The following is a 25,817-nucleotide window of genomic DNA, read 5'->3' on the forward strand; positions in this document are numbered from 1 at the left end:
ATCCTAGGGATGGCTGCTTCTTTCTACATTTACCGGTGTTACGAATTCCTCGTTTTATAAAGTAAATAAATGAAGTATGGTGCCCCGATGCTCGCTGTGAAGACACCAGCCGGTATTTCCAAAGGTGAGAATAGGGTCCGTCCAATCAAATCCGCCACCATAACCAGGATGCCGCCAAGCAAAGCTGAAGTGGGCAGTAACACTCCAAAACTAGAACCAACAAGCCTTCTGGCCATGTGTGGGGCCATTAATCCAACAAAGCCTATTCCTCCAGCAAAAGCTGTGGAACCCCCAATCAAGGCCGTACTGATCATCAATAATGTAAACCGTTGTTTTTGGACATGTCCCCCAAGACCCGTTGCAAGGTCATCGCCAAGCTCCTGTAAATTAATATTTCTGGCATACAGGAAGGCGATTAATAGGAATAGAATCGTCCATGGTGCCAGAACAGCGATATTATTCCAGGTGGAGTTAGACACTGACCCCGTGATCCAAAGGTTGGCCTGGCTCGCTTGATAGACTGGACCAAGAATCATCATCATCGTAGTGAGTGCCTTCATTAAGGCCATCACCCCAATTCCGATCAACACAAGCCTGATCGGGGGAACTCCATTTTTCCAGGCTAATGAATAAACAAGTAAGGCGACGACTGTCGCCCCAATGAACGCAGCTAACGGCAGCCAATTGATGCTCACCGTTAATGAATGATTCTTATCACTAAAAATGGCCAAGAATCCAACGACCGCCACTGTCGCTCCTCCCGTTATCCCCAAGATATCAGGCGAAGCAAGTGGATTCCGAATCATCCCTTGAAGGATTCCGCCAGCAACAGCGAGGCCCATCCCCACCAACAGGGCAACAATTATTCTAGGCAGGCGGAAAGATTGGATGATAAGCCGATCGCTCTCCGTTCCCCCTCCGAAAAGGACCTGGAGGACACTTAGCGGATTTATATTCATTTCACCCACGCCAGTACTGATCACAAACACTAGTGAAGTGACTACAAATAATATGAAAATCACGATCATAGCTTTTTTATCCATCAAGAATGATATTTTTTCATTAAACAAACGAAAGCTCTTATATGACTTCATCGACCGCTGAACCCCTTTCTAGCTATATAAATAAAGAATGGGGTCCCTATTATGGCTGTCATGACTCCGACCGGAACCTCTCGAGGCATCAGGATATACCTGGATATGACATCGGCCGCAATCAAAAGCACCGCCCCGAAAAGTCCAGAGAAGGGAATCAGCCAGCGATGATCGATGCCTACTATAGAACGGGTAAGATGTGGAACGACGATTCCTATAAAGCCAATCGGACCCGCAACCGCCACTGATCCGCCAGCGAGAAGGATGATTGCCAGCCCCAGAACCAGCTTAAGGAAAACTATATTCAATCCAAGACCTTTTGCAACATCCTCACCCATGGACAACACATTCATTTTACCGGACATGATCAAGGCAAGGCCCCAGCCTACGACAAGATAAGGCAGGACAGCAACTAAATTGTCCAGACTTCTACCGGAGACGGATCCGGCAAGCCAGAATAGGACTTGCTCTAAAAGAGCCTCATTAGAAACAAGAAGACCTTGTGTAAGTGAAGCTACCATGGCCGTCATGGCTGCACCAGCCAATGTCAGCTTCATAGGTGTCAAGCCGCCTCGTCCCATGCTTCCAATCAGATATATGCTTATCGCGGCTATGGCCGCCCCTATGAATGACAGCCATGTGAATACTTGAAGATTACTTATTCCAAAAACGGTGACACCTGTTACAACCGCCAATCCCGCCCCGGCGTTGACCCCGAATATATCTGGAGATGCGAGGGGGTTTTTAGTTAGCGTTTGCATTAACACCCCGGAAATGGCCAAACTTGCACCGATTGCCGAAGCTATCAGGGCCCGCGGAAGTCTGACTGATTGAATGACAATGTGTTCGTTCGTCCCATTGAAATCGGTAAAAGCATCGATGGCCATTTTCCACGTTGTATCTGTATAACCGTATACAATGCTTGAGCACAGTAAAAATAGCAGCAAAAGAATGGTAATGAACAGCCCCATCCATTTCTGCCATGAATTTTTTAATAACATATCCAGTTACCTTTCCAATCACGTTTGTATAGTAATATTTTACTGGTCTAAACAGGATTATGTCAACGAATTTGAGAATCATTTTCAATTATATATTGACAGAAAAGTATATTCATTTTATGATGATGCTGTTAAGTGCGAATGATTATCATTTGCCGGAAAATTGGGAGGGATACATAGATGTTTAGATTTAAGTCATTATTAACGATTTTTACAATATTTGCAGTCTTCCTTCTAGCAGCTTGCGGGAATTCGGATGAGAAAGCCGATGGAAATAAAGCTGAAGACAAGAAAGAGGAAAAAAGCTACACAATTGAGCATGCCATGGGTACTGCCAAGTTAAAAGAAACACCTAAAAGAGTGGTCGTTCTAACAAATGAAGGCACTGAAGCATTGCTTGCTTTAGGAATTAAACCTGTTGGTGCCGTTCAATCATGGCTTGGTGACCCTTGGTACGACCATATTAAAGATGATATGGATGGGGTCGAAGTTGTTGGTGTTGAACATGAAGTTAATTTAGAGAAAATCGCATCACTGAAGCCTGACTTGATTATCGGAAGCAAGATACGCCAAGAAGCTGTTTATGATAAATTAAATGCAATCGCCCCTACCGTTTTCTCGGAAACGTTAAGAGGAGATTGGAAAGAAAACTTTAAACTATATGCAAAAGCCTTGAACCTTGAAGAAAAAGGGAACGATGTAATTGCAGAATTCGATAAAAACACAGAAGATCTTAAAGCTAAATTGGGTGATAAAGTAAATCAAGAAGTTTCCATTGTTCGTTTCATGGCTGGAACTACTCGTATTTATTACACAGATTCATTCTCTGGAGTGATTTTCGATCAATTAGGATTTAAACGTGCAGAACAACAGAAGGAACTTTTCACTGCAGATAATAAATTAGGCAACCTTGCCATTGAGGTTGGGAAAGAAGTCATCCCTAAAATGGATGGAGATATTCTCTTCTACTTCACTTACGCTCCTGAAGGCGACAAACAAGCCCTAAGCACAGCAAAAGAATGGACGAATGATCCACTTTGGAAAAACCTTGATGCAGTCAAAAATGGAAATGCCCATGAGGTTAGCGACGCAACATGGAATACAGCTGGCGGAGTAATTGCAGCTAATAAAATGCTTGAAGATATAGAAAAGATCATGCTTGAAAAGTAATAATACATTTCTATTGAAAAAGGCCTTTCTCGATATAATTCGAGAAAGGCCTTTTCATTTTTTCAAATTCATTTCAATTGAGGTTTTGTCTTCATCGAAGTATAAGTATTATTGAAATTATTATTAGCCTACATGAAATCGTCTCGGCAACTATTTTCTTCTATATCGATCACATCAAGAATAATAAATTTTTAGCATGGAATTACGACGCTATTCCAAGTGATTATGAAAAATCACAATTACCCTGCTTGTCCACTTTCTTTCAATCGATCGTCAACAAACAGTATGCTAATTCGTAATGCTCGCCGTCCAATTTGTATATGCCAATGATTTTGAGAATCATTTTCAATTATATATTGACATAAAAGTATATTCATTTTATGATGATGCTGGTAAGTGCGAATGATTATCATTTGCTCAAATTAGGAGGAATACATAAGATGTTTAAGATTAGATCACTTTTTACTATTATTTCTTTATTTGCAGCCTTCCTACTAGCAGCTTGCGGAAGTTCGAATGATCAAGCAGAGGGAAACAAGGTTGATGACAAAAAAGAAGATACAAGCTATACAATTGAGCATTCAATGGGAACCACAAAATTAGAAAAACAGCCTGAAAGAGTCGTCGTTCTAACAAATGAAGGTACAGAAGCATTACTAGCTTTAGGAGTAAAACCAGTTGGAGCTGCTCAATCTTGGACTGGAGATCCTTGGTACGATCATATTAAAGAGGATATGGATGACGTTGAAGTTGTTGGTGTTGAGCATGAGGTAAACTTAGAGAAAATTGCAGCATTAAAACCTGATTTAATTATCGGCACTAAAGTTCGCCAGGAAGCCGTATATGACAAATTAAGTGCCATTGCTCCTACTGTTTTTTCAGAAACACTTAATGCAGATTGGAAAGGAAACTTTAAATTATATGCAAAAGCATTAAACCTTGAAGAAAAAGGGAACGATGTAATTGCTGAATTCGATGCCCACACAGAAGATGTAAAGACTAAACTGGGCGATAAGGTAAATCAAGAAGTTTCTGTAGTTCGTTTTATGGCTGGAACAACACGTATTTATTACACAGATACATTCTCTGGAGCAATTTTGGATCAATTAGGATTTAAACGTGCAGAGCAGCAGAAAGAACTATTTACTGCAGATAATAAACTTGGAAACTTTGCTATTGAGGTAGGAAAAGAAGTTATACCTAAAATGGATGGAGATATTATTTTCTACTTCACATACGCACCTGAAGGTGACAAACAAGCCCTAAGTACAGCAAAAGAAATGACAAATGATCCTCTTTGGAAAAACCTAGATGCAGTGAAAAAAGGAAATGCATATGAGGTTAATGACGCATTTTGGAATACGGCTGGCGGTGTTATTGCAGCTAACAAAATGCTAGATGATATAGAAAAAATAATGCTTGAAAAGTAATATTCATAATAAGAAACGGCCTTTCTCGATATATAAATCGAGAAAGGCCGTTTCTTTTTTTCAAATTCATTTCAATGAGGTTTTGTCTCTTCATCGAAATAAAAGTATCTTTAAATATTATTAGTCTGGAATTAAGACGCTATTCCAAGTGATTATGAAAAATCACAATTAACCCACTTGTCCGCTTTCCTTCAATTGATCGTCAACGAATAAGAGGCCCAATTCGTAATGCTCCCCGTCAAATAGAGCTCTTTGCACAAAACGTATCTGTTCATTATTATCGATGACCTCAAGCTTGCAATGTGCCCGGTTTATTTGGAGCGCCCTGTATAACTCTTCTTCTTCCCTGACGACGACACCATTTATTTTCGAAATGACCTCGCCTTTTAGCAACCCCATTTTATCTGCCGGAGATTGAGGGATAACGCCTAAGATCTGGACACCCAGCTTACTTTTCGAAAAATAAAAAGGAAGCTTTTGATCCATTGCCTTTTGGGAATAATGCAGAAATTCACGACCGAGGATTGCTAATACAGCCGTCATGATTGCCAATGGGGGGTACCAGTAGCCAACTGCCGCCAAAAGCGTAATCACAATTCCCAATGCCCCTACCTTTTTGCCTTGCGCCCTAATGGCCAGTTCTGGGAGCGTCCCATGCACTTTTTGCTTAAAGCCGATTAAAATGGGCAGTACGATCGGCGACAGGGATATGTCCCCGATTGAAAAAACCGGATACCATTCGAAAGGCACTGGAAGTTGTCCTCCAGGAACCATAACGAACATGGGAATTAGCCAGATCCGCTGTGAAACATACACACCTATCGGCTGCCCCCTCTTGGATACCTCCAACTGAGGAGAGACCTTTTTACTTCCGTTGCCAACAATCAAAAACCCTTCAGCAATCAGTAATAACCCTATTAAAATGACAAGTGTCGGATATACGGACCGATCCAGCTGATTAAAGGCATCCTGAAATAACGTAAGCTTGATATCTCTATCATATAAAAAGAAAAGGATAAAGAAGGTGAGTCCCACTGTATAAACGGGGGAAACAAACCTCCTTTTCATGGATAGCATGGACAAGACCGTTACCACTGCCATGATGAACAGCGCCGCCATAGGAATGGCGAGTCCAGTAGCCAACGTAAGGAAGGAAAGGATCAATCCCCATATCAATCCTTGAGGTAACATGGAACGCAGCTCCATGGAAAAACTGTAGATCTTCGTATTAAAATCATGGCGTTCCCGTTTAACGCGAAGATAGCCGATGAATAAACAATAGGCAATCGAAACATAAAGCAAAGGATGAAGGAAGAGTTTTCCTAATCCCATTAAGCATGCTATCAGCCAATCCGTTGTCAATTTCTTTCCACCATCCTCAAAAGTAATCAAAATTTTGTCAATTTCGTTCTGGTCAGTTACCTCCTATTCTATCAAAAATGTAGCCTCCATGCCTATTAAGATGCAGAAAAAGTAGCTTTATCTTAAGTTTCCCCTATACTGCCTCCATGTTCGCAGGCGAACTCAAACAAATGCAAAAGAGGCACCGCTCCAAGGGAACGGTGCCATCAAGTTATTTCACTAAATAATTCAAAGCCGTGCGTAACTGAATATCATTATCTTCATCCTGGATCTTTTCCAGAATGGCGGATTCCAAATGTGCTGCGGTTTTAGCGTCCAGCTTACCAGTCACTTCCAGGCCAAATTGTTTTTGGAATGCTTTTACTGCGATTTCTGTACTCCAATCATAATATCCATCCTCACGGCCCGGCTCAAATCCAAGTCCTTTCAGAATGCTTTGGGCATACTGGATTTGTTCATCATTCATATCCCGCTGCAACACCTTCTCAATGGCCAGCTGATGGGCATCAAAATACTCCGGTTGTTTCACTTTGATTGTCGGTTCGATCCCTTTTTTATGGATCCAGTTCCCTGAAGGCGTCAGCCACTTATATAATGTAAGTTTAATCTTACTGCCATCACCCATTGGTACAGCTTGCTGTACTGTGCCTTTCCCGAAGGTCTTCTCGCCAACCAATGGATAGCCTCCCGCCTCTTGCATCGCGCCGGCTAGGATTTCCGAGGCCGAGGCGCTGCCTTTATCCGTCAAGACGGCAATGGGATAACTTTTCGCTTTCTTAAGGCTTGTAAAAAACGATTGTTTTTCACCCGTTCTTTCTGCAATTTGCAAATAAGGCTTGTCTTTTGTGATAAACTCGCCAAGAATCGTTTCCACACTAGAAAGAAGGCCACCTGGGTTGCCGCGTACATCTATGACCAAGCCCTTGATTCCCTTCTTTTCGAGCTCTTTCATCTGCTTTTTGAAATCAGACGCAGTATTTTCCGAGAAAGTGGTCAACTCGATATAACCGATTTGTTCTCCGGCAACTTCCTTAATTGATGAAAATACGGTATCCAACGGAATTTCGGCACGCACCATATTGAATTCAAGTGGATTGTCCACCCCTGCCCGCTTTATTTCCATTTTGACGGGAGATCCTTTTTTGCCGCGGATTTTCAGGCGTGTTTCATACAGATCCAAACCTTCTACACTTTCACCATTCACCTTAAGGATTTGATCTTTCGGCTTTAATCCAGCCTTTTCAGCAGGCGAGTCTTTGTAAGGAGAAACAATTATGACCTTACCATCTTCCATTCCGATTTCAGTCCCGATCCCTTCAAAAGAGGAGTCCAGGGTTTCATTGAATTGCTTGGCGGTCTCCTTGTCCATATATACGGAATAAGGATCTTTCAGCGCTGACAGCATGCCCTGGATGGCACCCTCCACCAGGTTGGAGCCGTCCACCTGTTCTACATACTGACTTACGATCAAACCGTAAGCTTGTTCCACTTTTGCCCATTCCTTATCCTTCGTTATTTCTTGACTTTCATCCTTTGCTTCATTCTTAGCCGGAAAGCTTGTCCAATATATGCCCCCCACTGCTCCAATGGCTAGTGACATGACGATTGCTAGAGGAAGTACCCATTTTTTGACCATATTTATCCCCATTTCTGACCTGATATGTATTTCACTATATGAGGGGAATGGAAGAAATATGCTTATAGAAAATGATGACATTACACAAAAAAACAGACCAGGAATTTTTCCTGATCTGTTTTTTCGTTCATATATTGGGTATTAATTAGGTATATAATCTAATGGATTAACAGCATTTGACTTGCTATAATTCCATGCGCCTTTATGTAGCTCAAAGTGTAAATGCTGACCGAAGGAATGTCCTGTGTTACCCATGATGCCAACTTGTTGACCTTTGGCAACTACAGCACCTTCGCCTACTTGTCTAGAACTTAAGTGTGCATACACAGTAGTCCATTGCTGACCGCCGATTGAATGGGTAACGAAGACGACGTTACCGTATGAACTTGAGAAGTAAGAACGGCTTACGACTCCGTCGGCTGCCGCTACAACTGGAACCGTTCCGCTAGCAGCGATATCGATGCCAGCATGCTGTTTATTCCAACGTTCACCCATTGTTGAAGATACATATCCTGCACTTGGTCTAGTGAAAGTGCCCGATGATACTGCTGGCGCTGGCGCTTGACTTACATTAGACGAAGGTTGTGAAGATGATGATGAACTGTTGCTTTTTGCACTATATCCTGAAGAAGTGGATTGTTTTTTTGATTCGGATGCTTGTGATGCTGCTTGTGCAGCCGCTTGAGCAGCTTCTTGCTCTGCACGTTTTTTCGCTTCGGCTGCCGCTTTTTTACGAGCTGCTTCCAATTCGGCTAGACGTTGATGCTCTAAGCTGATGGCCGATTTGATGGCCTTTTCTTGAGCAGCAAGATTCGCTTTTTCTTCCTCTAGACCCATCTTCTCATGTTCATGCTTTTCAGTTTGTTGCTTTAATTTCTTAACTAAAGCATCCTTTTCTTGCTTCTGCTGTTTTTGTTGCTTTTGAATTTCCAATAGTTCAGCTTTTGCCACTTCTAAACTGGCAAGCTTCGTTTCAACGGCATTTTGCTTTTCTTCCAGATCCTTTTTATCCAGCTCATGCTGCTTTAAAATATCGCGGTCCGCTTCAGCGATTGTCGCTACAGCTCCAACACGGTCAACTAAATCCCCAAAACTGGATGATCCGAATAATACTTCAAGGTAGTTCACGTCCCCGCCAGTCTCCTGGAAAGAAAGTGCCCTTTCCTTCAATACTTCATTACGTTTGGCGATCCGCTCTTTTAATACTTTAATCTCTTCTTTCAATGCCTCGATTTCTTTTTTCGTTTGTGTAATTTCAGCATTTTTAGCATCGATTTTTTTTGCGGACTCTGCAATTTTTGCTTCAATGGCAGCGATTTGGTCTTCTGCTGTCATTTGCTTATCCTGCAGGTTATCGATTTTCTTTTCCGTGTCGGAAATATTCGATTCAACACCCGAACGTTTTTCCTGGATGGATTCTTTCTGTTTTTCTAAGTCCGAAATCGACTCAGCATAAACCGAAGGTGCCGCTAGAATGCTTCCCAACCCGATCATGATGGAGGCATTCATGGCAATGATATTTTTTTTCACGATTCATTTCCCCTTTCAACCCGTTACATCCGTGCCTTGTAACGTCTCTCTATTTATGTCTGTCTTCTTTTGGCTTTCGAGCAAAGATACACTTTTATACTTTCAAGAACTTCCTGACGGACATCAAGCTGCCCCATATACCGATAACGGCTCCAATTACGATGAGGATGGCCGAAACTTGATAAATAAACGGATTTGCAGGCAGGAAATCGATGAATTTGAACGTAATCTGCGGTGCTGCGTATTTATAAAGATTATAGTAGAGTACTGCAATCAGACCTATCGGAATAATGGAACCGAGGACTCCCAACCACAGTCCCTCCAAGAAGAATGGCCAACGGATGAACGTATTCGTTGCTCCTACCAATCTCATGATCTCAATTTCTTTTCTTCTGGCTACAATGGTAATTTTAATCGTATTCGATATCAGGAACATTGCAGTAAATAGTAAACCTACAATAAGTACGATCCCTATGTTTCTAGCAATATTAACAAAGCTGAATAGTTTCTCGACGTAGCCTTGTCCATATTTAACACTTTGGATATACTCCAAACCTTCGATTTCTTTTGCCACCTTGATGACATCTTGCGGAGATTTGGTTTTGATAACATAAACGTCCCTTAATGGGTTATCCTGTTCAAATGGTTTAAACGCCTCGCCATTATCTCCTAAATCATCTATTAAATTCGTAAGCTCTTCATCCTTTGGAGAGAAGATCACTGATTCAATGCCGTTCATCTCCATAATTTGCTTACCGATAGTTTTTATATCGTCATCATTCGCCGCATTATCAATATGTGCACGAACTTCGACATCTTTCTCCACATTTCCCGCGATATGATTTAAATTCATCATGAGCACTAAAAAGACGCCAACCAAAGTTAGAGTGACCGTTACTGCACTGACTGAAGCAAACGTCATCCATCCATTACGGCCAATATTTTTAAAACTTTCACGGAAGTGACGGAGCAATGTTCTAAATTTCATATCCGTAATCACCTCGATGTTCATCGCGAACTATTTTTCCACTTTCAATGGCAATGACACGTCGTTTAATATTGTTGACGATGTCCCTATTATGAGTGGCCATGACAAGTGTAGTTCCGCGTTTATTAATTTCTTCAAATATGTTCATGATTTCCCATGATGTTTCGGGATCAAGATTACCTGTAGGCTCGTCGGCTATGACTACCTTGGGATCATTTACGATAGAACGGGCTATTGCAACCCTTTGCTGTTCTCCACCCGATAACTCGGAGGGCAGCATTCTTGCTTTATGTTTAATGCCAACCAGATCAAGGACTTCCATGACTCTCTTTTTGATTTCTTCTGGTTCCTTTTCAATAACTTCCATGGCAAAAGCAACATTTTCATATGCAGTGAATGTTTGAAGGAGTTTAAAATCTTGGAATACCATACCGATATTACGGCGGAATAGAGGAACTTTCGAATTACGGATACTTGGCAGGCTAAGGCCATTGACCAAGATATTACCGCTTGTAGGCTTTTCTTCCCTATACATCATTTTGATGAAGGTCGATTTTCCGGCACCGCTCGGACCCACTACATAAACGAACTCGCCTGGCTTTATTTTCACATTGATTCCATTGATGGCAATTACACCATTTGGATATGTCTTTTTCACATCTATCATTTCTATCATTCTAAAACCACCTAATTTGCTTGGATTATCACTATGTATCGACAGCTATTTCGACAATTTTCACTGAAATCTGACAGGAATTTCTCTTACTTGAGCACAGAAACATTATAACATCATATTTTGTCAAATTAAGCATAAAAAATATTACAGTTTCATTTCAGTTAGACATATATCAACATCTATGTAATAATTCCAGGATTTGATTGCTTGAAAAGGGGGTTAAATGTGAGTTGTTCGAGGATTTAAAGGAGACTAAATGAAACGTCCTGCTAAGCAGAACGTTTCATTAATAATTATTTATGATCAGCAAGCCATTCAGCGACCATGCTCGCTTCCTTGCCCTGGATTATACCTTTTGGCATTCCGCCCTGACCATTCGCAATGACTTTTTCGATGTCTGCTTTTGATAGCTTAGAACCGACCTTCGTTAAATTCGGTCCTACGCCGCCTTCAAGATTCACTGCATGACAACTTGAACATTTGTTTTCATAAATTTTTGCGGCATCACCGGCACCTGCCGTAGTCGTTTCATTATTTTCACTTGCAGGCTCTTTATCTGCAGCATCATCGTTTCCACCGCATGCAGCCAAGGCCAAAGAAGTACCCAAAACTAAGGCTAACCACTTCATTTTCATTGAATTTACCCCCTCTGATTTATACCAGCACAAGAACATTATACCAATTTCAATCCAGTTTAAAACCCTCCCCAAGTACCTCCGATGCATCCATTACAATTACAAACGCTTTAGGGTCAACGAGTTTCACCAATTGTTTCAATTTGGTGAATTCCGACTGGTCTATTACGCACATCAAAATTGGACGAGTAACATCCGTATAGCCGCCATACCCGGATATGCCTGTTACACCCCGGTCCAGCTCATGTATGATAGCATCCCTTACTTCCATTTCTTTATTCGTGATAATTAATGACATCTTCGAACGGTTCAATCCAATCTGGACGAGGTCGATCGTCTTGCTTGTCACATACAATCCAATCAATGCATAAAGCCCCTTTTCAATATCAAAAACGATGGCAGCGCTTAAAACGATGATTCCATCAATGACAGCCACACAGGTCCCCAATGACAGATGGGTATACTTATGGAAAATCTGTGCCGCCAAATCGGTCCCCCCTGTGGAACCCTTCCCGCGAAAGACGATCCCCAACCCAAGTCCGACCATCATCCCCCCGCAAATTGAACCAAGCAATGCATCATTCGTCCATGCATCCCAATCCTTTGTCAGAAATACCACTAAAGGCAGAAATAAGGTTCCAATCAAGCTTTTGGCTCCAAAATGTCTACCAAGGATAATAAGCCCTGCAATGAACAAAGGGATATTAAAACCCCAAAGGACGTAGGCTGGCTCCCAACCGAGTGTTGAATCGAGAATCGTGCTAATCCCGCTGACCCCGCCAGATGCGACCTGGTTAGGCAGTAAGAATACATTAAAACCAATGGCAATTATGGATGAACCGACAATCACCAATCCATACTCCGTTAACTTTTGAATTAAAGGGTGCTTCTGCTCCCGGTATCTTTTCTTCATTTTGCATAAGTCTCCTCGAACCATCATTATTATCTAGTATTGGCCGAACGAGGTAGAGCATCCCTTTTCAATCCTGTAAATGTCAGCCAGAAGATTCGTTAAAAAGAAAAAAACACAAAAAAGCCGGACCGGGGAAACCGGTCCGACTGGCTGATCTTATAATTTTGAACGCAGGTACGCATCAATGAACATATCGATATCCCCATCCATGACTGCTCCCAAGTTTCCGGTCTCCGCACTGGTACGGTGATCTTTAACCATGGAATACGGGTGGAAAACATAAGAACGAATTTGGCTTCCCCAGCCAATTTCCTTTTGCTCACCACGGATTTCATCCAAATCCGCTTGTTGCTGTTCAATTTCACGTTGATACAATTTGGCTTTCAGCATATTCATTGCTTGGGCCTTGTTTTTGATTTGAGATCTCTCGTTTTGGCACGTTACCACGGTGTTCGTAGGTATATGGGTGATCCGGACTGCCGAGTCCGTTGTATTGATATGCTGACCACCTGCACCACTTGCCCGGTACGTATCGACTTTCAAATCTTCCGTACGTATTTCTATATTGATCGTTTCATCGAATTCCGGCATGACTTCACATGAAACGAATGAAGTATGGCGTCGTCCTGAGGAATCGAAAGGAGAAATACGAACAAGACGGTGTACCCCTTTTTCCGCTTTCAAATAACCATAGGCGTTATGGCCTTTGAAAATTAAAGTGACACTCTTGATACCAGCTTCATCACCTGGAAGGTAATCAAGGGTTTCCACTTTAAAGCCTCTTTTTTCACCCCATCTTGTATACATGCGCAGCAGCATGGAACCCCAATCCTGGGACTCCGTTCCGCCTGCACCAGGATGCAGTTCAAGAATGGCATTTTTCGAGTCATATTCTTCACTTAGTAAAAGTTGAAGTTCAAAGTCGTTCATCTTTTGTGCAAGAACCGTGATCTCTTCTTCCAGCTCCGCTAAAAGTTCTTGATCGTTCTCCTCTTTCACTAATTCATATGTCAAATCCAGATTTTCATATGATTCATTCAGGTCGGATAATTGATTGACTTGTTCTTTTAAACCATTCGTTTCATTGATGACAGTTTGTGCCTTTTGCTGATCATTCCAAAAATCGGGATGTGTCATCTCATTTTCTAGCTGTGCGATTCGTGCCTCTTTTTCATCTAAGTCAAAGAGACCCCCTAAAGTCCGTTAATCGTTGCGCTGTCCGTTCAAGTTCATTTCTAATTTCTGCTAATTCCATTTCTCTTCACCTCATTAAGTATGTTAAAAAAAATCCCTGAAGAGGGATTCCCTTCATTACAAATAAAACCTCTACAAACTATATGCAAATGTATACCTTTATGCAAACAAAACATGAAAAGAGGCGGCAAGCCTTACACTTAACCGTCCCATAATCATTATACACCTAACTTTAACCTAAATTGCCATGGCAATTCTTATATTTTTTACCGCTGCCGCATGGGCATAACGCGTTTCGGCCAACGTCTTCCTTTTTACGGGCAGGGGCTTTTTTCACTTTTCCCCCGTCTTCTTCCTTCGGATTGACCGCTTGTCCTTTTATGACTTCCTTACGTTCCAAATTGTTTCGGATTTCGGCCTTCATGATGTATTTTGCGACTTCATCTTCCATTGAAGCAATCATCGCTTCAAACATTGCGAAACCTTCTGATTGATATTCACGAAGCGGATCAATCTGGCCATAAGCACGAAGGTGGATCCCTTGGCGCAATTGCTCCATCGCATCAATATGGTCCATCCACTTGCTATCGACGGCACGAAGAACGATTACTTTTTCGAATTCACGCATTTGTTCTTCAGATAGCTCTTCTTCTTTTTGGTCATAGCTTTCTTTCACTTTTGCTAAAATGAACTCAACCAATTCCGATTCATTTTTCCCTTCCAAATCAGCTAAAGTGATTGAACCTTCATTGAATAGGTTACCATTCAGGTAATCGACAAGGCCTTGTAAATTCCAGCCTTCCTCATCACCCATTGGTGCAAACGCGACAACATTTCGCTGGATGGATGCCGTGATCATCGTTTCGACGATTTCACGTAAGTTGTCACTTTCCATGACATCGAAACGCTGTTTATAGATAATTTCCCGTTGTTGACGGAGAACATCATCATACTGCAGTAATTGCTTACGTGAATCGAAGTTATTGCCTTCGACCCGTTTCTGTGCGGATTCAACGGCCCTTGTCACCATTTTGCTTTGAATTGGCTGGGAATCATCCATACCAAGGCGCGCCATCATGTTTTTCATGTTATCCGAACCGAAGCGGCGCATCAATTCATCTTCCATTGATAAATAGAATTGAGTGACCCCTGGATCTCCCTGACGGCCGGACCGACCACGCAGCTGGTTATCTATACGCCTGCTTTCATGACGTTCCGTACCGATTACAGCAAGGCCCCCAAGCTCCTTGACACCTTCTCCAAGCTTGATATCCGTACCGCGCCCTGCCATGTTCGTAGCGATCGTAACTGAGCCTTGATTACCTGCATTCGCAATGATTTCCGCTTCACGCTCATGGTTCTTGGCATTCAAAACATCGTGAGGGATTCCTTTTTTTGATAAATAGGCAGATATGACTTCAGATGTTTCGATGGCAACCGTACCGACAAGCACAGGCTGACCCTTTGTATAGCGTTCGGCGATGTCTTCCACAACAGCCTTGAATTTGCCATCAGTTGTCGCGTATATAAGATCTGCCCTGTCGTCCCTGATGATATTCCTGTTTGTCGGGATCGCAATTACATTCATATTATAAATATTGCGGAATTCTTCTTCTTCCGTTTTGGCTGTTCCGGTCATACCTGAAAGCTTTTCATACATCCTGAAATAGTTCTGGAATGTAATCGTCGCAAGAGTCATGCTTTCATTTTGAATCTCAAGTCCTTCTTTCGCTTCGATCGCTTGGTGGAGACCTTCACTGTAACGGCGGCCTTTCATCAAACGGCCAGTGAATTGGTCAACGATGACTATCTCGCCTTCCTGGACAACATAATCCACATCCAAATGCATGGAAACATGTGCCTTTAACGCCTGATTGATATGATGATTCAAAGTAACGTGATTAATATCGAATAAATTATCGATATTAAACGCTTTTTCAGCTCGATTCATCCCATCTTCCGTCAGCTGAACACCTTTTGTCTTTTCATCATATGTGTAGTCGGTTTCTTTTTTCAAGGTTTTTACAAACGCATTGGCCTGGATATACAGCTGAGCCGATTTTTGTGCGGAGCCGGAAATGATCAATGGCGTTCTTGCCTCATCGATCAAAATCGAATCGACCTCATCAATGACAGCGAAGTGCAGCGGGCGCTGTACCATTTGTTCTTTATATAACACCATATTGTCACGAAGATAATCAAAACCTAACTCATTATTCGTACTATACGTAATGTCAGCATTGTACGCCGCCTGTTTTTCTTCTTTAGAATGACTGTTCAAATTCAACCCGACGGTCAAACCAAGGAAATCATACAATACACCCATCTCGGTGGCATCACGGTGTGCCAAGTATTCATTGACAGTAACGACATGTACACCTTTACCGGTAAGCGCGTTTAAATAAACCGGCATGGTGGATGTTAAGGTTTTACCTTCCCCTGTTTTCATCTCGGAGATATTTCCATCATGAAGTGATGCCCCACCCATGATTTGAACACGGTAAGGATATAAACCCAGAGCACGCTTTGCCCCTTCACGTGCAACCGCAAAAGCCTCAACAAGCAAATCATCAACGGTTTCCCCATTTTGATAACGCTCTTTAAATTCACCCGTTTTGGCACGCAACTGTTCATCCGATAACCCCGCCGTCTCATCAGCCAGCGCTTCGACCTGATCGGCGATTTTTTCTAAACGTTTGATTTCTCGCTTATTCGGATCAAAAACTTTATTTAATATATTAAGCATTCAATAACGCTCCTCTATTATGGTAATGATCGTTCAATGACAAAATTCATATAAGTAAGAAGAAACACACTTCTATTATTACTAATGCACGCTTAATTTTACCACTTCTATCATAGAGGTACAACTTCATGTCACTTCCCTGGTATAGACCTGAATTCAATTCTTGCGAAAAACAATGGATAAATGAGGAGTAAAACTGTTAAAATAGAAGGAAGTATAAAAAATATGTTGCTAACTCCCCACTATTCCATATGCAAATGAGAATTATCCATAACCTTCCATCACTAGATGCTGTGTGTCCTCTCTAGCGATAGCATGTCAAGGTAATCCAACCTTACAGTCGTCTTGTTTTGAATGATAAGATTGGCTACTGACACTTATTAGCGGAAGATAAATAGAACATGTTTCGAGGTGGTATTGATGATTGGTGAACGTGTAAAAAAACTGCGAGAAGAAAAGAAAATGTCGATGACTGAACTTGCCGATAAAGCGGGTGTGGCAAAGTCTTATTTAAGTTCGCTCGAGCGGAACTTACAAACGAATCCTTCTATTCAATTTCTTGAAAAAATCTCCGCCGTACTAAACATTCCTGTTGATGCCCTGCTTTATGATGCACCAAATAAGGAAACCTTGGACACTGACTGGATGAAAATCGTTGAGGAAGCCATGAATTCGGGTGTCTCAAAACAACAATTCAGGGAATTCATCGAGTTTAATAAATGGAGAAAAGATAAAGAAGAGTAGAGTGGTAGTACACTAGTTTACCTACATAATCCTGAAGAATACAGTTTGAATAAGCTAGACTTGTAGAATCTCAAGGAAGAATAAACCCTATAAACAGCTAATGAATCGAATTACTGTTTATAGGGATGTTCTCGAACTTTTTCGTAAGCTATTTTCCATTGTTCTCCTCTAATGTTACCTCAAGGCTTTCCCGTTTCAAAAAAGCACTGATTTCCTCCTTTTTGAAACCCAAGCTCCTTGCTTCTGAAATCAATTTCACCCATTCTTGATCCACTTCCACATTAGCCACCTCTTCTACCTCCTAAAATACTCCTTGTATTTCAGGCAGACCAGCCATCATAGTCTCGAGGACCTTAGACCTGTGCCTTTGCGCCCTCATCTTTCAATAAGTTTGCCTTTGTCGTGGTATTTATTACCAAATACATTACTTATAATCATATTATAACGGATACCCACTCCATATATTGCTATTTTATGTCGGTAATCTACCTAAATGCAAAAACTTTTATCCGACAAATTATTACAAAATTAAGAAAATTCATAGTGCAGGTAATTTATCATAGACTAATTCATTTTCGTTTTTTTGTATAATAGTGAATATTGCTCTTCTTAATATTTCGTTGCTTTGTATTGATTCTCTCCATTGTAAGTGCATCCAAGGCTTTTTGCGCAGTTAAATCCTCACCGCAGGTCGGGCAAAGCCACTTTCCATATTCCGCACTGCTAAAAGAAGCCCTATGGCAAGTATGGCAATTCTTTCGATACAAGTAATCCAACCCCTCTGCACCTTGATCAAATTGTTTTATATAAAAAATCAGCCGTTCTTTTTAAAGAACTTACAATTTGAGTATAGTGCAAAAGAAGGGGGTTATTAAATAGGTAAAACTGACTATTTATCTTAATAAAGAACAATAATTGTTCTTCAAAAGGATTTTTCGTTGATTTGTATTTTATAGAGAACAAAAGAAGCAATCATTCTTTTCCTTTTCAAACGAATTCTATCAACAGGCATTAAAAAAGCACAACCCAAAGGCTGGGCTGTGCTTTTGATCTTAGAATAATAATTAACTAGGTTCAATCAATCCATAGCGTCCATCTTTTCGGCGGTACACTACGTTCGTTGTATTAGTATCCGCATTCGTGTAAACGAAGAAACTGTGACCAAGCATATTCATTTGTAGAATCGCTTCTTCACTGTCCATCGGCTTTAAATCAAAGCGCTTATTGCGGACCACTTCAATATCATTATCGTCTTCGAATTCATCCACCACTTCGTCAACTTCCATATTGAAGGCGAATGCATCTGGTGCAGCTGATAGATTGTTCCGGAACTTACGATTGACCTTCGTTTTATGTTTACGAATTTGGCGTTCAAGCTTATCATTGATCAAGTCAATGGCAGCATACATATCCGCATTTTCCTCTTCAGCACGAAGAACCAAATTCTGCATGGGAATCGTCACTTCGACCTTTGATGTATTATTGTTCACTTTTAAATTCACTAACACATTTGCATCTGGTGTATTGTTAAAATATCGTTCTAACTTGCCAATTTTCTTTTCGACGTATTCTCGAATTGCTGGAGTTACCTCAATGTTTTCACCGCGTACGTTGTAATTCATAAAGTGAGTCCTCCTTAAATTAAGACTATACAGTTAGATTCTACAATACCCCTCCGGTTCCTTTTAGAAACACATCATGAAATATGTCGAAATAATGAAACAATTGTCGGAAGGTTTGGAAAGGGGTTGATGTCTGCCCTAGCTTCATTATATCAAATGCTATGCTATAAAGAAAAAATTAAGCCTATTTTATTTACAGAAAATTTAAAAATAATTAACATAAAAACCTTTTGGAATCCAAACGGTCGTATAATCAATTTCTTTTATCATAGAACACACCATCCACTGATAGACTTTCATACGGGTTCGTGTATTTATTAGATGATCGTTTCTTCTTGTTTATTTCCTGGATATCCCGCTTTATCTCCTGCTTTTGGAGCTTCAGCAAGTGATCGACCTTTTGGTTGAGCAACAGTGCTGCACGTCCCAGCTGCTGCTCTTCTGCAGTAAAAGGCGGTTTGATTCGAGAAAGAAGTCCATCTCGCTGATCGATCAGCTTTGTGATCCTTTCTATTTTATCATCACGCTCTGTAATCGTGTGATTTTCCAGAACGGCAAGTAATTCAACAGTCAAATCATGAAAGGTCCTAATCACCATTACACTTGACCGCTTTGGGTAAATTGTTTTTTCCGATTGATTTGAATTACTTCCTTCCAAGTATTCCGGAACTCAGTAACAAGGCCCTCCACTTCTTCCAAGGTAGAAACATCATTTTTCATATTCGCTTCTATCAGACGCCGGTTCATGAAATCATATAGACTCATCATAGCTTTGGATACATCCGCATCCATATTCAGCGTCACCATCAATTCGCGGATGATATTTTGCGCCTTGATGATGTTCGTATTCTTCGCTTCGATATTTCCTGCTTCAATGGCCTTCTTCCCAAGCATGATGAACTTCAAACAGCCATTATAAAGCATTAATGTAAGCTCTCCCGGGGATGCTGTGTTGACTGAATTTTGCTGATACGATTGATAAGGATTATTTATTGCCATATTTAACTTCCTTTCCGACTTACCTTAACTAAAATAAGAAGCTAACGATGCACTTTGGCTGTTTGCCTTTTGAATCGCTTTTTCCATCGCCGTGAACTGGTTGTAATAGCGCGATTCCAATTTCGTTAGCTTTGCCTCAAATGTTGAAATCTTCTTATTCAGCCCATCAACCAATTTTCCGATTGTAAAATTGTTATTAACAAATCCGGCCTTTCCGGCTTTTTCAGTAATCGCCTTCATTGATGATTCTATATCATCCCTTAACCGGCGCGCGAGGCCTTTGTCGCTCTTTTCTGGCCCATTGGCCATGAACATATCATAAATCGCATTCGGATCCTCACTAATGGCTGCCCGGAGCTTGTCCTCATCAATCGTTAATTTACCGCCCTCCAAATAATTTTTGGTGGTGGTGATCCCCAAACTGCTGAGATTGTTTTTTCCTGTGATCCCATCCACCGAGGTGTATAGGGATGACCTCATTGTGATCAGGAGGCTTTTTAACGTCGAATCGCTTTTTAACGTTCCGCTCTTCGCTTTTTCTTCCCACAGCTTCACTTCATCCTCGGTCATTGCCTTCTTTTGCTCAGAGGTAAGCGGGGTAAAGGAGCGATATTTAGCTTCACCCGTTTTATCTTGAACCTTTTTAATGACATCATTGTATTTATTCACAAACTGAGTGATCGTGTCCAGGATGGCATCCACATCAGCTGTTGATGAGAATGTGACTGTATCCGTCGTTTTTTGCTTTACCGTTATTTCCGCTCCATTAATCTGAAACGTATTCGAAGGCCGGGAAATGTCCAGTCCATTATAAGTAATCGATGCATTTTCCCCTATTGTGCCGCCAGTTCCTTCATTGTTACTGCTCATTTTTAGCACATTGAAGAAATCTCCGGTACTCCCTAACTCAATTTCAGGCCGATCTTTTATATCACCTGTATTTTTAGCAGTGATGGAAAACTTCTGGGACGTTTCATCGAAAAATAGAGTCACTCCCGAGTTTGCATTAATTTTATTTATTACACTTTCTAACGTATCGTCCGCATTAAGGGTAAGAGTGTACGGTTTTTCCACTGTTGCGCCATCTTTTACTTCCGTATCAAAACCGCCATCCTTATTGATGGACAGTATCGTAATATCTTGAGGAGTCGTGATTCCCAATTCCGATAGTTTCTTTTTGGGGTCGGTAACAGCTGTTTTTTCTGTACTTGTCATGGTTGCTGCCTTGGCAAGTCCATTCACTTTTATATTCCCGGAAAAATCACTGGTCGAATTCACATTTCTCACTGATACAGCATCTGGATTCGATACCGTCACCTTCTTTTTAATGAAGGAAGACTGCTTCCCAATTCCATCACGAATGAGCGTATCCAATTCTGATAAAGCTGTATTTATCGAACGGTAATCATCGCGCTGCCACTCGGAATACTGCTTTTTCTGTGTCAGTTTATCCAATGGCACCCGTTCTGCCTGCATCATGCTCTTAACTAATTCATCAATGTCCATCCCGCTTGCTAAACCACTGATTCGTACCAAAATTGATCACCCGCTTATATTTTTTCATCCACCATTATGCCGACAAACTCCGTCATTGCCGCATAGAAGTCCAATAACTTCTTCGGGGGAATTTCCCTGATCGTCTCATCCGTTACATCATCCACTACCTTGACATAGTACTCATTCAGCTTCTCATGATATTCAAAACGAACCGCCGTATGTTTCGGATTCAGGAAGGTGTTCAAACTATCCACCATTTCCTGCACATTTTCTTTTGATGGCATATCAGTAGATTCCACACTTTGCTCCGAATAGGCTAGCGTATTCATTTCCCGCTGATAAAATGAACTGATTCCTTCCGAGATTGCTGTTCTAAGTTGTGAGGAAAGGATATTTGTGGACAAACTCTCCAGCATCTAAATAGCCCCCAATATGATATCTTTACTTTTTATATCGGTTCCGAAATGGAACTTTACAGTGTACATACAAAGGATTTATTATTAAATAGAGAACAAACATTCGCTATCGGAGGGGATAACATTATAAAATGGGATTAAGAAGATGAGCTTACACTCTTATATAAGGAGGTTTTCATAATTAATCTTACTGAAATCCAGAAAAATATATTATATGCCAGCATTATAAGTGACGATGAAATCACGAAAATTTATAAAAATAGCAGGAGAAAGAACAACAGCTACCGGGAGCACTACGGCACATCTCAGGGAGATTATCGAAAATGGAAAATTTCCTTTTTTGATGGATTATTATATATCACTCCGGCAAGCCAATGTGTCCGTTCCGCTTCTTTAGAATTATTCACCAATTTATTCCCACACTTTTACAGTGATGATGGAACTAAACATCTCCCCTTCACATTATTGAAACATTGCATTTTACCACATTTCCTAACTATTCTATACATGGATGATGGCTCTTTAAGCATCTCATACAGGGTAAATCATAATAAAAAAATTATTTACCTCACACCGCATATTTACCTTTACCTTCAATGTTATCCTAAAGACGAATTAGAGAAACTAAAAGAACATATATTTACCACATATCATTTATCCTTAAAGCTGAGCTCTCGTAAAGATGGATATGGATATATTCTAAAAACTACTTCTGTTAAAGAAACTTTTCGTTTCCTCGAACTAATCGAACCTGTAGCAAAAACTTGTTCTTCCATGTTATATAAAACCTCTTGGGAATTCCGAAATCAAAAAGAAATACTCAGGTGGAAATCTAAGTATCCTGATTACACGATTCTTACCAGCAGTTCAGATCGCTCTAAACCCTATTCTCCAGATGAAATTAAATTACTAAGACAACTTAAAGAAAATGGTTATACAACAAATGAAATTGCAAAGATGCTAAAAAGAAGTTATTGGTCCGTTACTTATAAATGGCAAGAAATAAAAAAACTAAACTAACGCCAAAACGTGATAGTATTTTGGAGCTAAATAATGTTAATCTAACCGATCCTTTATATTTTTCGATAAAAAAAGAGACTCTAGTAAAACTAGAGTCTCTTTCAGGTAATCTAAAATTAACGAAGAAGTTGTAAAACTCCTTGTGGTTGTTGGTTCGCTTGCTTTGCGACTATGTCTTTCGATCATAGAACAGACTATATCTTCACCCTTATCTTATAAGGGGCTGGGCACTTCGAATGGCTTTTGCCACCCTACGGATTTCATTGCCATAGCTTTCACCTTAGACTGTATATCCTAGTCGTTGAACCTTCTCCAGAGTTTCCTCAAAGGAGCTTGGCTGCTGATTATCCATTATGTCATCTCCATCATTTTCAGACCATCACGCTTACCGTTTCCAGTTACGTTGTGGTTGATGCAGCTTTAGGAAGTTCCAGCAATTCACCCAGTCATAATTTTATCCATTACTGGATAAAACGCCCTTCAAATTTACCTCAGAAGTTGTAAAACTCCTTGAGGTGCGGAATTTGCTTGAGCTAGCATTGCTTGAGATGCTTGCGCCAAGATAGAGTTTTTAGTTTGCTCCATCATAGTCTTAGCCATATCTGTATCACGAACACGTGATTCAGCAGCAGTCAGGTTTTCAGAAGAAGTACCTAAGTTGTTGATCGTATGCTCTAATCGGTTTTGGTTAGCACCTAGTTTAGAACGTTCAGCTGATACAGTGTCAATTGCAGATTGAATAACTGTGATTGCTGCAGATGCATTTTTAGCATTAGAAACATCCAGACCGGATTCAACGCCTTTAGAATCTGTACCATTGCTTACATTTGTAGTTGCAGTGAATCCATCACCAATACCAGTTAATCCTAGATTACTAGCACGCATGTCATCGATTTCAAGTGTCAGACTTTGGTTTTCATTTGCACCGATTTGGAATTGAAGACCTGCGCCAGCATCAGTACCCGTAGAAGAAGAACTACTTATTTTTAAATCAGCTAAAGCAGTACCAGCAGATGCACCAACTATTTCAACGGAACCTTTAGCGCCAGCAGTTAAGGTATCAAGCTTTAAAGCACCATCACCATCAAGGGACGCATACTCTTCACCAGTTGTTCCAAGTGCAGTATTTGCTGCAGTATTAATAGCAGTCACTATATCAGCAGCTGCATCACCATCTCCGATTGTAACATCGACATCTTTCCCATCGATTTTAAGACTTAATGTACCGCCAGTTGTAACAGCACCTGCCGCCCCTGAACCAGTCAAGCTAGCAGTAGAAAGTTTTGTATCAGAATCCTTAGAACCATTCAATAGTTTCTGAGTATTGAATTCAGTAGTATTACCGATACGGTTGATTTCAGATGTTAATGAATCCATTTCCTTTTGTATTTCTCCACGGTCACTAGTTGTATTAGTATCCGTTGATGCTTGTGTAGCAAGTTCACGCATACGTTGAAGAATGTCAGTCGTTTCGTTTAATGCACCTTCAGCAGTTTGGATCAATGAGATGGCATCCTGTGAGTTACGGGAAGCTTGGTCCAATCCGCGGATTTGTCCACGCATTTTTTCAGAGATTGCTAGACCGGCTGCGTCATCGCCTGCACGGTTGATGCGCATGCCCGATGCTAGTTTCTCCATTGATTTTGATTGTGCATTCGTTGCACTTGATAATTGACGGTGCGTGTTTAGAGCTGAGATATTGTGATTGATAATCATTTTTGTTTCCTCCTTGAGTCTTAAGTCCCCACGTCCATGTGGTTGTTTACGATGGGCAGTGACTAAGTCGGCCGCCTATTTCACTGCCCATCGTTGTATACTTAATATCGACCTGCATGGAAACATATTTAGCGGATTTTACGATTTTTTCTTGAAATACTCATTTATACCTTCCAGAAAAATAGTTTCTGTTTTAGAGGCTTTTCTATTTTCCTGCTGAATGGACAGGTAGATTTCCTTCCTATGGATATCGACGTTTTTAGGGGCATTGATCCCCAGTTTGATCTGTTCCCCCTCGACGGACAGGATCGTAATTTCGATATCATCCCCAATCATGATCGCTTCATTTGGTTTTCTGGTCAAAACGAGCATCCTTTCCCCCCCTGTTCCGCTGGAGGTTCAAACAGTTTGTGCTTTGTACGGTATTCACTAGCATTCATGATGAATTGCTTTCCGACTTTTTTTGGGCCGTTTATGATGATTGGGGCCTGGAGATTCGCCGTCGTTTCATTGAAAGGGTCTTGAATCGTTAAAATGACGAAAGTAATGACTTCCAGTTCCGTTTCTATTTGTAAAGAAGATAACACCTCATCCGTAAGCTTCACTTCGTAATCAGGAAACACCTCAAATGGATTCGTCACAATGAAGGCAAGCTCTTTTGTTTCTATCGATTGCAGGACGAAAAAGGGCGTGTCATCCAAAGCTAGCAAGCAAAACTCTTTTTCTTCTAAAAATCCTGGTATCCCGCTTTCAAATACATAAATCTCTTTCTCTGCCAATTCGAGTTCGCCATGAAATTTTGTTTGTAGAATCATCTATGTTTTCACTACCTTATCTCATCCGGATTTAAATTGATGAAATCTATATCCAGCGCATTTTTTTGTAGAATTTCGACATTCACACTACCTGGTGTGTATGTATGGTTAACCCTATTGATTTGAGCATCAATGATCGGTTTTTGGGCGGTTGCTTCAACCTTCACTTCTGCTGGCTGGTAGTCAAGCTTTACGCTGAATGGAGAGGGAATCCAGCCGAGATTGAACTGCTTCTCAGGGCCTTTGCTGTTTTGCCTAGCCTGTTCAGCGAGTGGATTACCCCCTTTTTCAATATGCCTCAGCTCAGTTCCCTGCTGGGCACGTCTTGCCATACCCGCCAGCCAATCCTGGTATCCCTGCTCCGCAAATTCATCGACTCTTACTGAAAGGCTTTTCAAATCCATGTCTTCCCTTGCTTGTGACTGATCGATCGTCAGCTTGCCTGGGGTCATTTGAATCTCGAGGATCGCTTGCGGCTGTTTGATTGATTGGACCGCAGCCTTCTGTTCGATCTGCTGTACAGGCTGTTCTATATTCACTCCAATCTTCATTGGGGTGGTTTGCAATCTAATTTGCGGAATCTGCATTATCAACACTCCTTATAGAAAAAAGC

26 protein-coding genes and 1 riboswitch are annotated in these 25,817 nt (G+C 41.0%); of the genes, 4 read left to right on the forward strand and 22 right to left on the reverse strand.

Annotated features, from left to right (window positions below; all coding sequences use genetic code 11):
* Positions 1–38: 38 nt before the first annotated feature.
* Both ACYP5M_RS14280 and ACYP5M_RS14285 read right to left on the reverse strand, forming a co-directional pair.
* Entirely contained in the window at positions 39–1,094 is a 1,056-nt protein-coding gene (locus ACYP5M_RS14280; protein WP_101223743.1) for a FecCD family ABC transporter permease, read from the reverse strand.
* Positions 1,091–2,095, reverse strand: a complete 1,005-nt coding sequence (locus ACYP5M_RS14285; protein WP_452444673.1) for a FecCD family ABC transporter permease — start codon at positions 2,093–2,095, stop codon at positions 1,091–1,093. Before ACYP5M_RS14285 ends, ACYP5M_RS14280 begins: the two co-directional genes overlap by 4 nt.
* Positions 2,096–2,275: 180 nt before the next feature.
* Between ACYP5M_RS14285 and ACYP5M_RS14290 the strand changes: the two genes are divergently transcribed.
* Positions 2,276–3,265, forward strand: coding sequence for an ABC transporter substrate-binding protein (locus ACYP5M_RS14290; RefSeq protein ID WP_434168094.1), 990 nt, complete (start codon positions 2,276–2,278; stop codon positions 3,263–3,265).
* A gap of 440 nt (positions 3,266–3,705) precedes the next feature.
* A complete protein-coding gene (locus ACYP5M_RS14295) occupies positions 3,706–4,695 on the forward strand; it encodes an ABC transporter substrate-binding protein (protein WP_434168095.1) in 990 nt (329 codons plus the stop codon).
* Between the two features lie 168 nt (positions 4,696–4,863).
* Here ACYP5M_RS14295 and ACYP5M_RS14300 read toward each other — a convergent pair whose 3' ends face one another.
* From ACYP5M_RS14300 to secA, 9 genes are all read right to left on the reverse strand, one after another.
* Positions 4,864–6,057 (reverse strand): PDZ domain-containing protein, encoded by a 1,194-nt coding sequence (locus ACYP5M_RS14300; protein ID WP_260358756.1) that lies wholly within the window; start codon positions 6,055–6,057, stop codon positions 4,864–4,866.
* Positions 6,058–6,268: 211 nt separating this feature from the next.
* The gene (locus ACYP5M_RS14305) at positions 6,269–7,693 is read right to left on the reverse strand and encodes a S41 family peptidase (RefSeq protein WP_434168096.1); all 1,425 of its coding nucleotides are present in this window, start codon (positions 7,691–7,693) and stop codon (positions 6,269–6,271) included.
* A 141-nt stretch (positions 7,694–7,834) separates the two neighbouring features.
* The gene (locus tag ACYP5M_RS14310) at positions 7,835–9,223 is read right to left on the reverse strand and encodes a murein hydrolase activator EnvC family protein (RefSeq protein ID WP_434168097.1); all 1,389 of its coding nucleotides are present in this window, start codon (positions 9,221–9,223) and stop codon (positions 7,835–7,837) included.
* Positions 9,224–9,317: 94 nt separating this feature from the next.
* The gene (gene ftsX, locus ACYP5M_RS14315; protein ID WP_434168098.1) at positions 9,318–10,211 is read right to left on the reverse strand and encodes a permease-like cell division protein FtsX; all 894 of its coding nucleotides are present in this window, start codon (positions 10,209–10,211) and stop codon (positions 9,318–9,320) included.
* Complete coding sequence (gene ftsE, locus ACYP5M_RS14320; RefSeq protein WP_061141190.1) at positions 10,201–10,887, reverse strand: cell division ATP-binding protein FtsE; 687 nt, start codon at positions 10,885–10,887, stop codon at positions 10,201–10,203. The genes ftsX and ftsE overlap by 11 nt, the downstream gene beginning before the upstream one ends.
* Positions 10,888–11,180: 293 nt before the next feature.
* Entirely contained in the window at positions 11,181–11,522 is a 342-nt protein-coding gene (gene cccB / locus ACYP5M_RS14325; RefSeq protein ID WP_434168099.1) for a cytochrome c551, read from the reverse strand.
* A gap of 49 nt (positions 11,523–11,571) precedes the next feature.
* Positions 11,572–12,435: a YitT family protein gene (locus tag ACYP5M_RS14330; protein WP_434168100.1), complete on the reverse strand. Its 864-nt coding sequence runs from the start codon at positions 12,433–12,435 to the stop codon at positions 11,572–11,574.
* Between the two features lie 156 nt (positions 12,436–12,591).
* A protein-coding gene (prfB, locus tag ACYP5M_RS14335) for a peptide chain release factor 2 (RefSeq protein ID WP_230176154.1) occupies positions 12,592–13,690 on the reverse strand; the annotation gives its coding sequence in 2 pieces (ribosomal slippage) (positions 12,592–13,626 and positions 13,628–13,690; 1,098 coding nt in all).
* A gap of 171 nt (positions 13,691–13,861) precedes the next feature.
* A complete protein-coding gene (secA, locus tag ACYP5M_RS14340) occupies positions 13,862–16,375 on the reverse strand; it encodes a preprotein translocase subunit SecA (protein ID WP_459735184.1) in 2,514 nt (837 codons plus the stop codon).
* A 420-nt stretch (positions 16,376–16,795) separates the two neighbouring features.
* Between secA and ACYP5M_RS14345 the strand changes: the two genes are divergently transcribed.
* Positions 16,796–17,119 carry a helix-turn-helix domain-containing protein gene (locus ACYP5M_RS14345; RefSeq protein WP_063233922.1) on the forward strand — a complete coding sequence of 108 codons (324 nt, stop codon included), beginning with the start codon at positions 16,796–16,798 and terminating at the stop codon, positions 17,117–17,119.
* 148 nt (positions 17,120–17,267) lie between these two features.
* On the opposite strand, the gene ACYP5M_RS14350 is transcribed toward ACYP5M_RS14345, so the two are convergent.
* From ACYP5M_RS14350 to flaG, 7 genes are all read right to left on the reverse strand, one after another.
* On the reverse strand, positions 17,268–17,408 hold the full coding sequence (locus ACYP5M_RS14350) for an anti-repressor SinI family protein (protein ID WP_452444675.1): 141 nt from the start codon (positions 17,406–17,408) through the stop codon (positions 17,268–17,270).
* 31 nt (positions 17,409–17,439) lie between these two features.
* Positions 17,440–17,525, reverse strand: a riboswitch (cyclic di-GMP riboswitch).
* Positions 17,526–17,688: 163 nt separating this feature from the next.
* Positions 17,689–17,886, reverse strand: coding sequence for a hypothetical protein (locus ACYP5M_RS14355; RefSeq protein WP_157831063.1), 198 nt, complete (start codon positions 17,884–17,886; stop codon positions 17,689–17,691).
* 297 nt (positions 17,887–18,183) lie between these two features.
* On the reverse strand, positions 18,184–18,741 hold the full coding sequence (hpf, locus tag ACYP5M_RS14360) for a ribosome hibernation-promoting factor, HPF/YfiA family (protein ID WP_137016562.1): 558 nt from the start codon (positions 18,739–18,741) through the stop codon (positions 18,184–18,186).
* A 253-nt stretch (positions 18,742–18,994) separates the two neighbouring features.
* The gene (locus tag ACYP5M_RS14365; RefSeq protein WP_230176151.1) at positions 18,995–19,339 is read right to left on the reverse strand and encodes a flagellar protein FliT; all 345 of its coding nucleotides are present in this window, start codon (positions 19,337–19,339) and stop codon (positions 18,995–18,997) included.
* Entirely contained in the window at positions 19,339–19,740 is a 402-nt protein-coding gene (gene fliS / locus ACYP5M_RS14370; protein WP_452444676.1) for a flagellar export chaperone FliS, read from the reverse strand. Before fliS ends, ACYP5M_RS14365 begins: the two co-directional genes overlap by 1 nt.
* Before the next feature lie 24 nt (positions 19,741–19,764).
* Positions 19,765–21,276 carry a flagellar hook-associated protein 2 gene (locus tag ACYP5M_RS14375; protein ID WP_452444677.1) on the reverse strand — a complete coding sequence of 504 codons (1,512 nt, stop codon included), beginning with the start codon at positions 21,274–21,276 and terminating at the stop codon, positions 19,765–19,767.
* A 14-nt stretch (positions 21,277–21,290) separates the two neighbouring features.
* Complete coding sequence (gene flaG / locus ACYP5M_RS14380; RefSeq protein WP_459735185.1) at positions 21,291–21,653, reverse strand: flagellar protein FlaG; 363 nt, start codon at positions 21,651–21,653, stop codon at positions 21,291–21,293.
* A gap of 207 nt (positions 21,654–21,860) precedes the next feature.
* Here flaG and ACYP5M_RS14385 point away from each other — a divergent pair, with 207 nt between their 5' ends.
* Positions 21,861–22,673: a DNA endonuclease gene (locus tag ACYP5M_RS14385; RefSeq protein ID WP_459735239.1), complete on the forward strand. Its 813-nt coding sequence runs from the start codon at positions 21,861–21,863 to the stop codon at positions 22,671–22,673.
* Between the two features lie 486 nt (positions 22,674–23,159).
* On the opposite strand, the gene ACYP5M_RS14390 is transcribed toward ACYP5M_RS14385, so the two are convergent.
* From ACYP5M_RS14390 to ACYP5M_RS14405, 4 genes are all read right to left on the reverse strand, one after another.
* Positions 23,160–24,389, reverse strand: a complete 1,230-nt coding sequence (locus tag ACYP5M_RS14390) for a flagellin N-terminal helical domain-containing protein (protein WP_459735186.1) — start codon at positions 24,387–24,389, stop codon at positions 23,160–23,162.
* A 138-nt stretch (positions 24,390–24,527) separates the two neighbouring features.
* The gene (csrA, locus tag ACYP5M_RS14395; protein ID WP_260358761.1) at positions 24,528–24,761 is read right to left on the reverse strand and encodes a carbon storage regulator CsrA; all 234 of its coding nucleotides are present in this window, start codon (positions 24,759–24,761) and stop codon (positions 24,528–24,530) included.
* Complete coding sequence (fliW, locus tag ACYP5M_RS14400; protein ID WP_452444680.1) at positions 24,749–25,204, reverse strand: flagellar assembly protein FliW; 456 nt, start codon at positions 25,202–25,204, stop codon at positions 24,749–24,751. Before fliW ends, csrA begins: the two co-directional genes overlap by 13 nt.
* 11 nt (positions 25,205–25,215) lie before the next feature.
* Complete coding sequence (locus ACYP5M_RS14405) at positions 25,216–25,791, reverse strand: DUF6470 family protein (protein WP_101223761.1); 576 nt, start codon at positions 25,789–25,791, stop codon at positions 25,216–25,218.
* Between the last annotated feature and the right edge of the window lie 26 nt (positions 25,792–25,817).

The sequence above is a fragment of the Peribacillus sp. N1 genome (assembly GCF_054600815.1).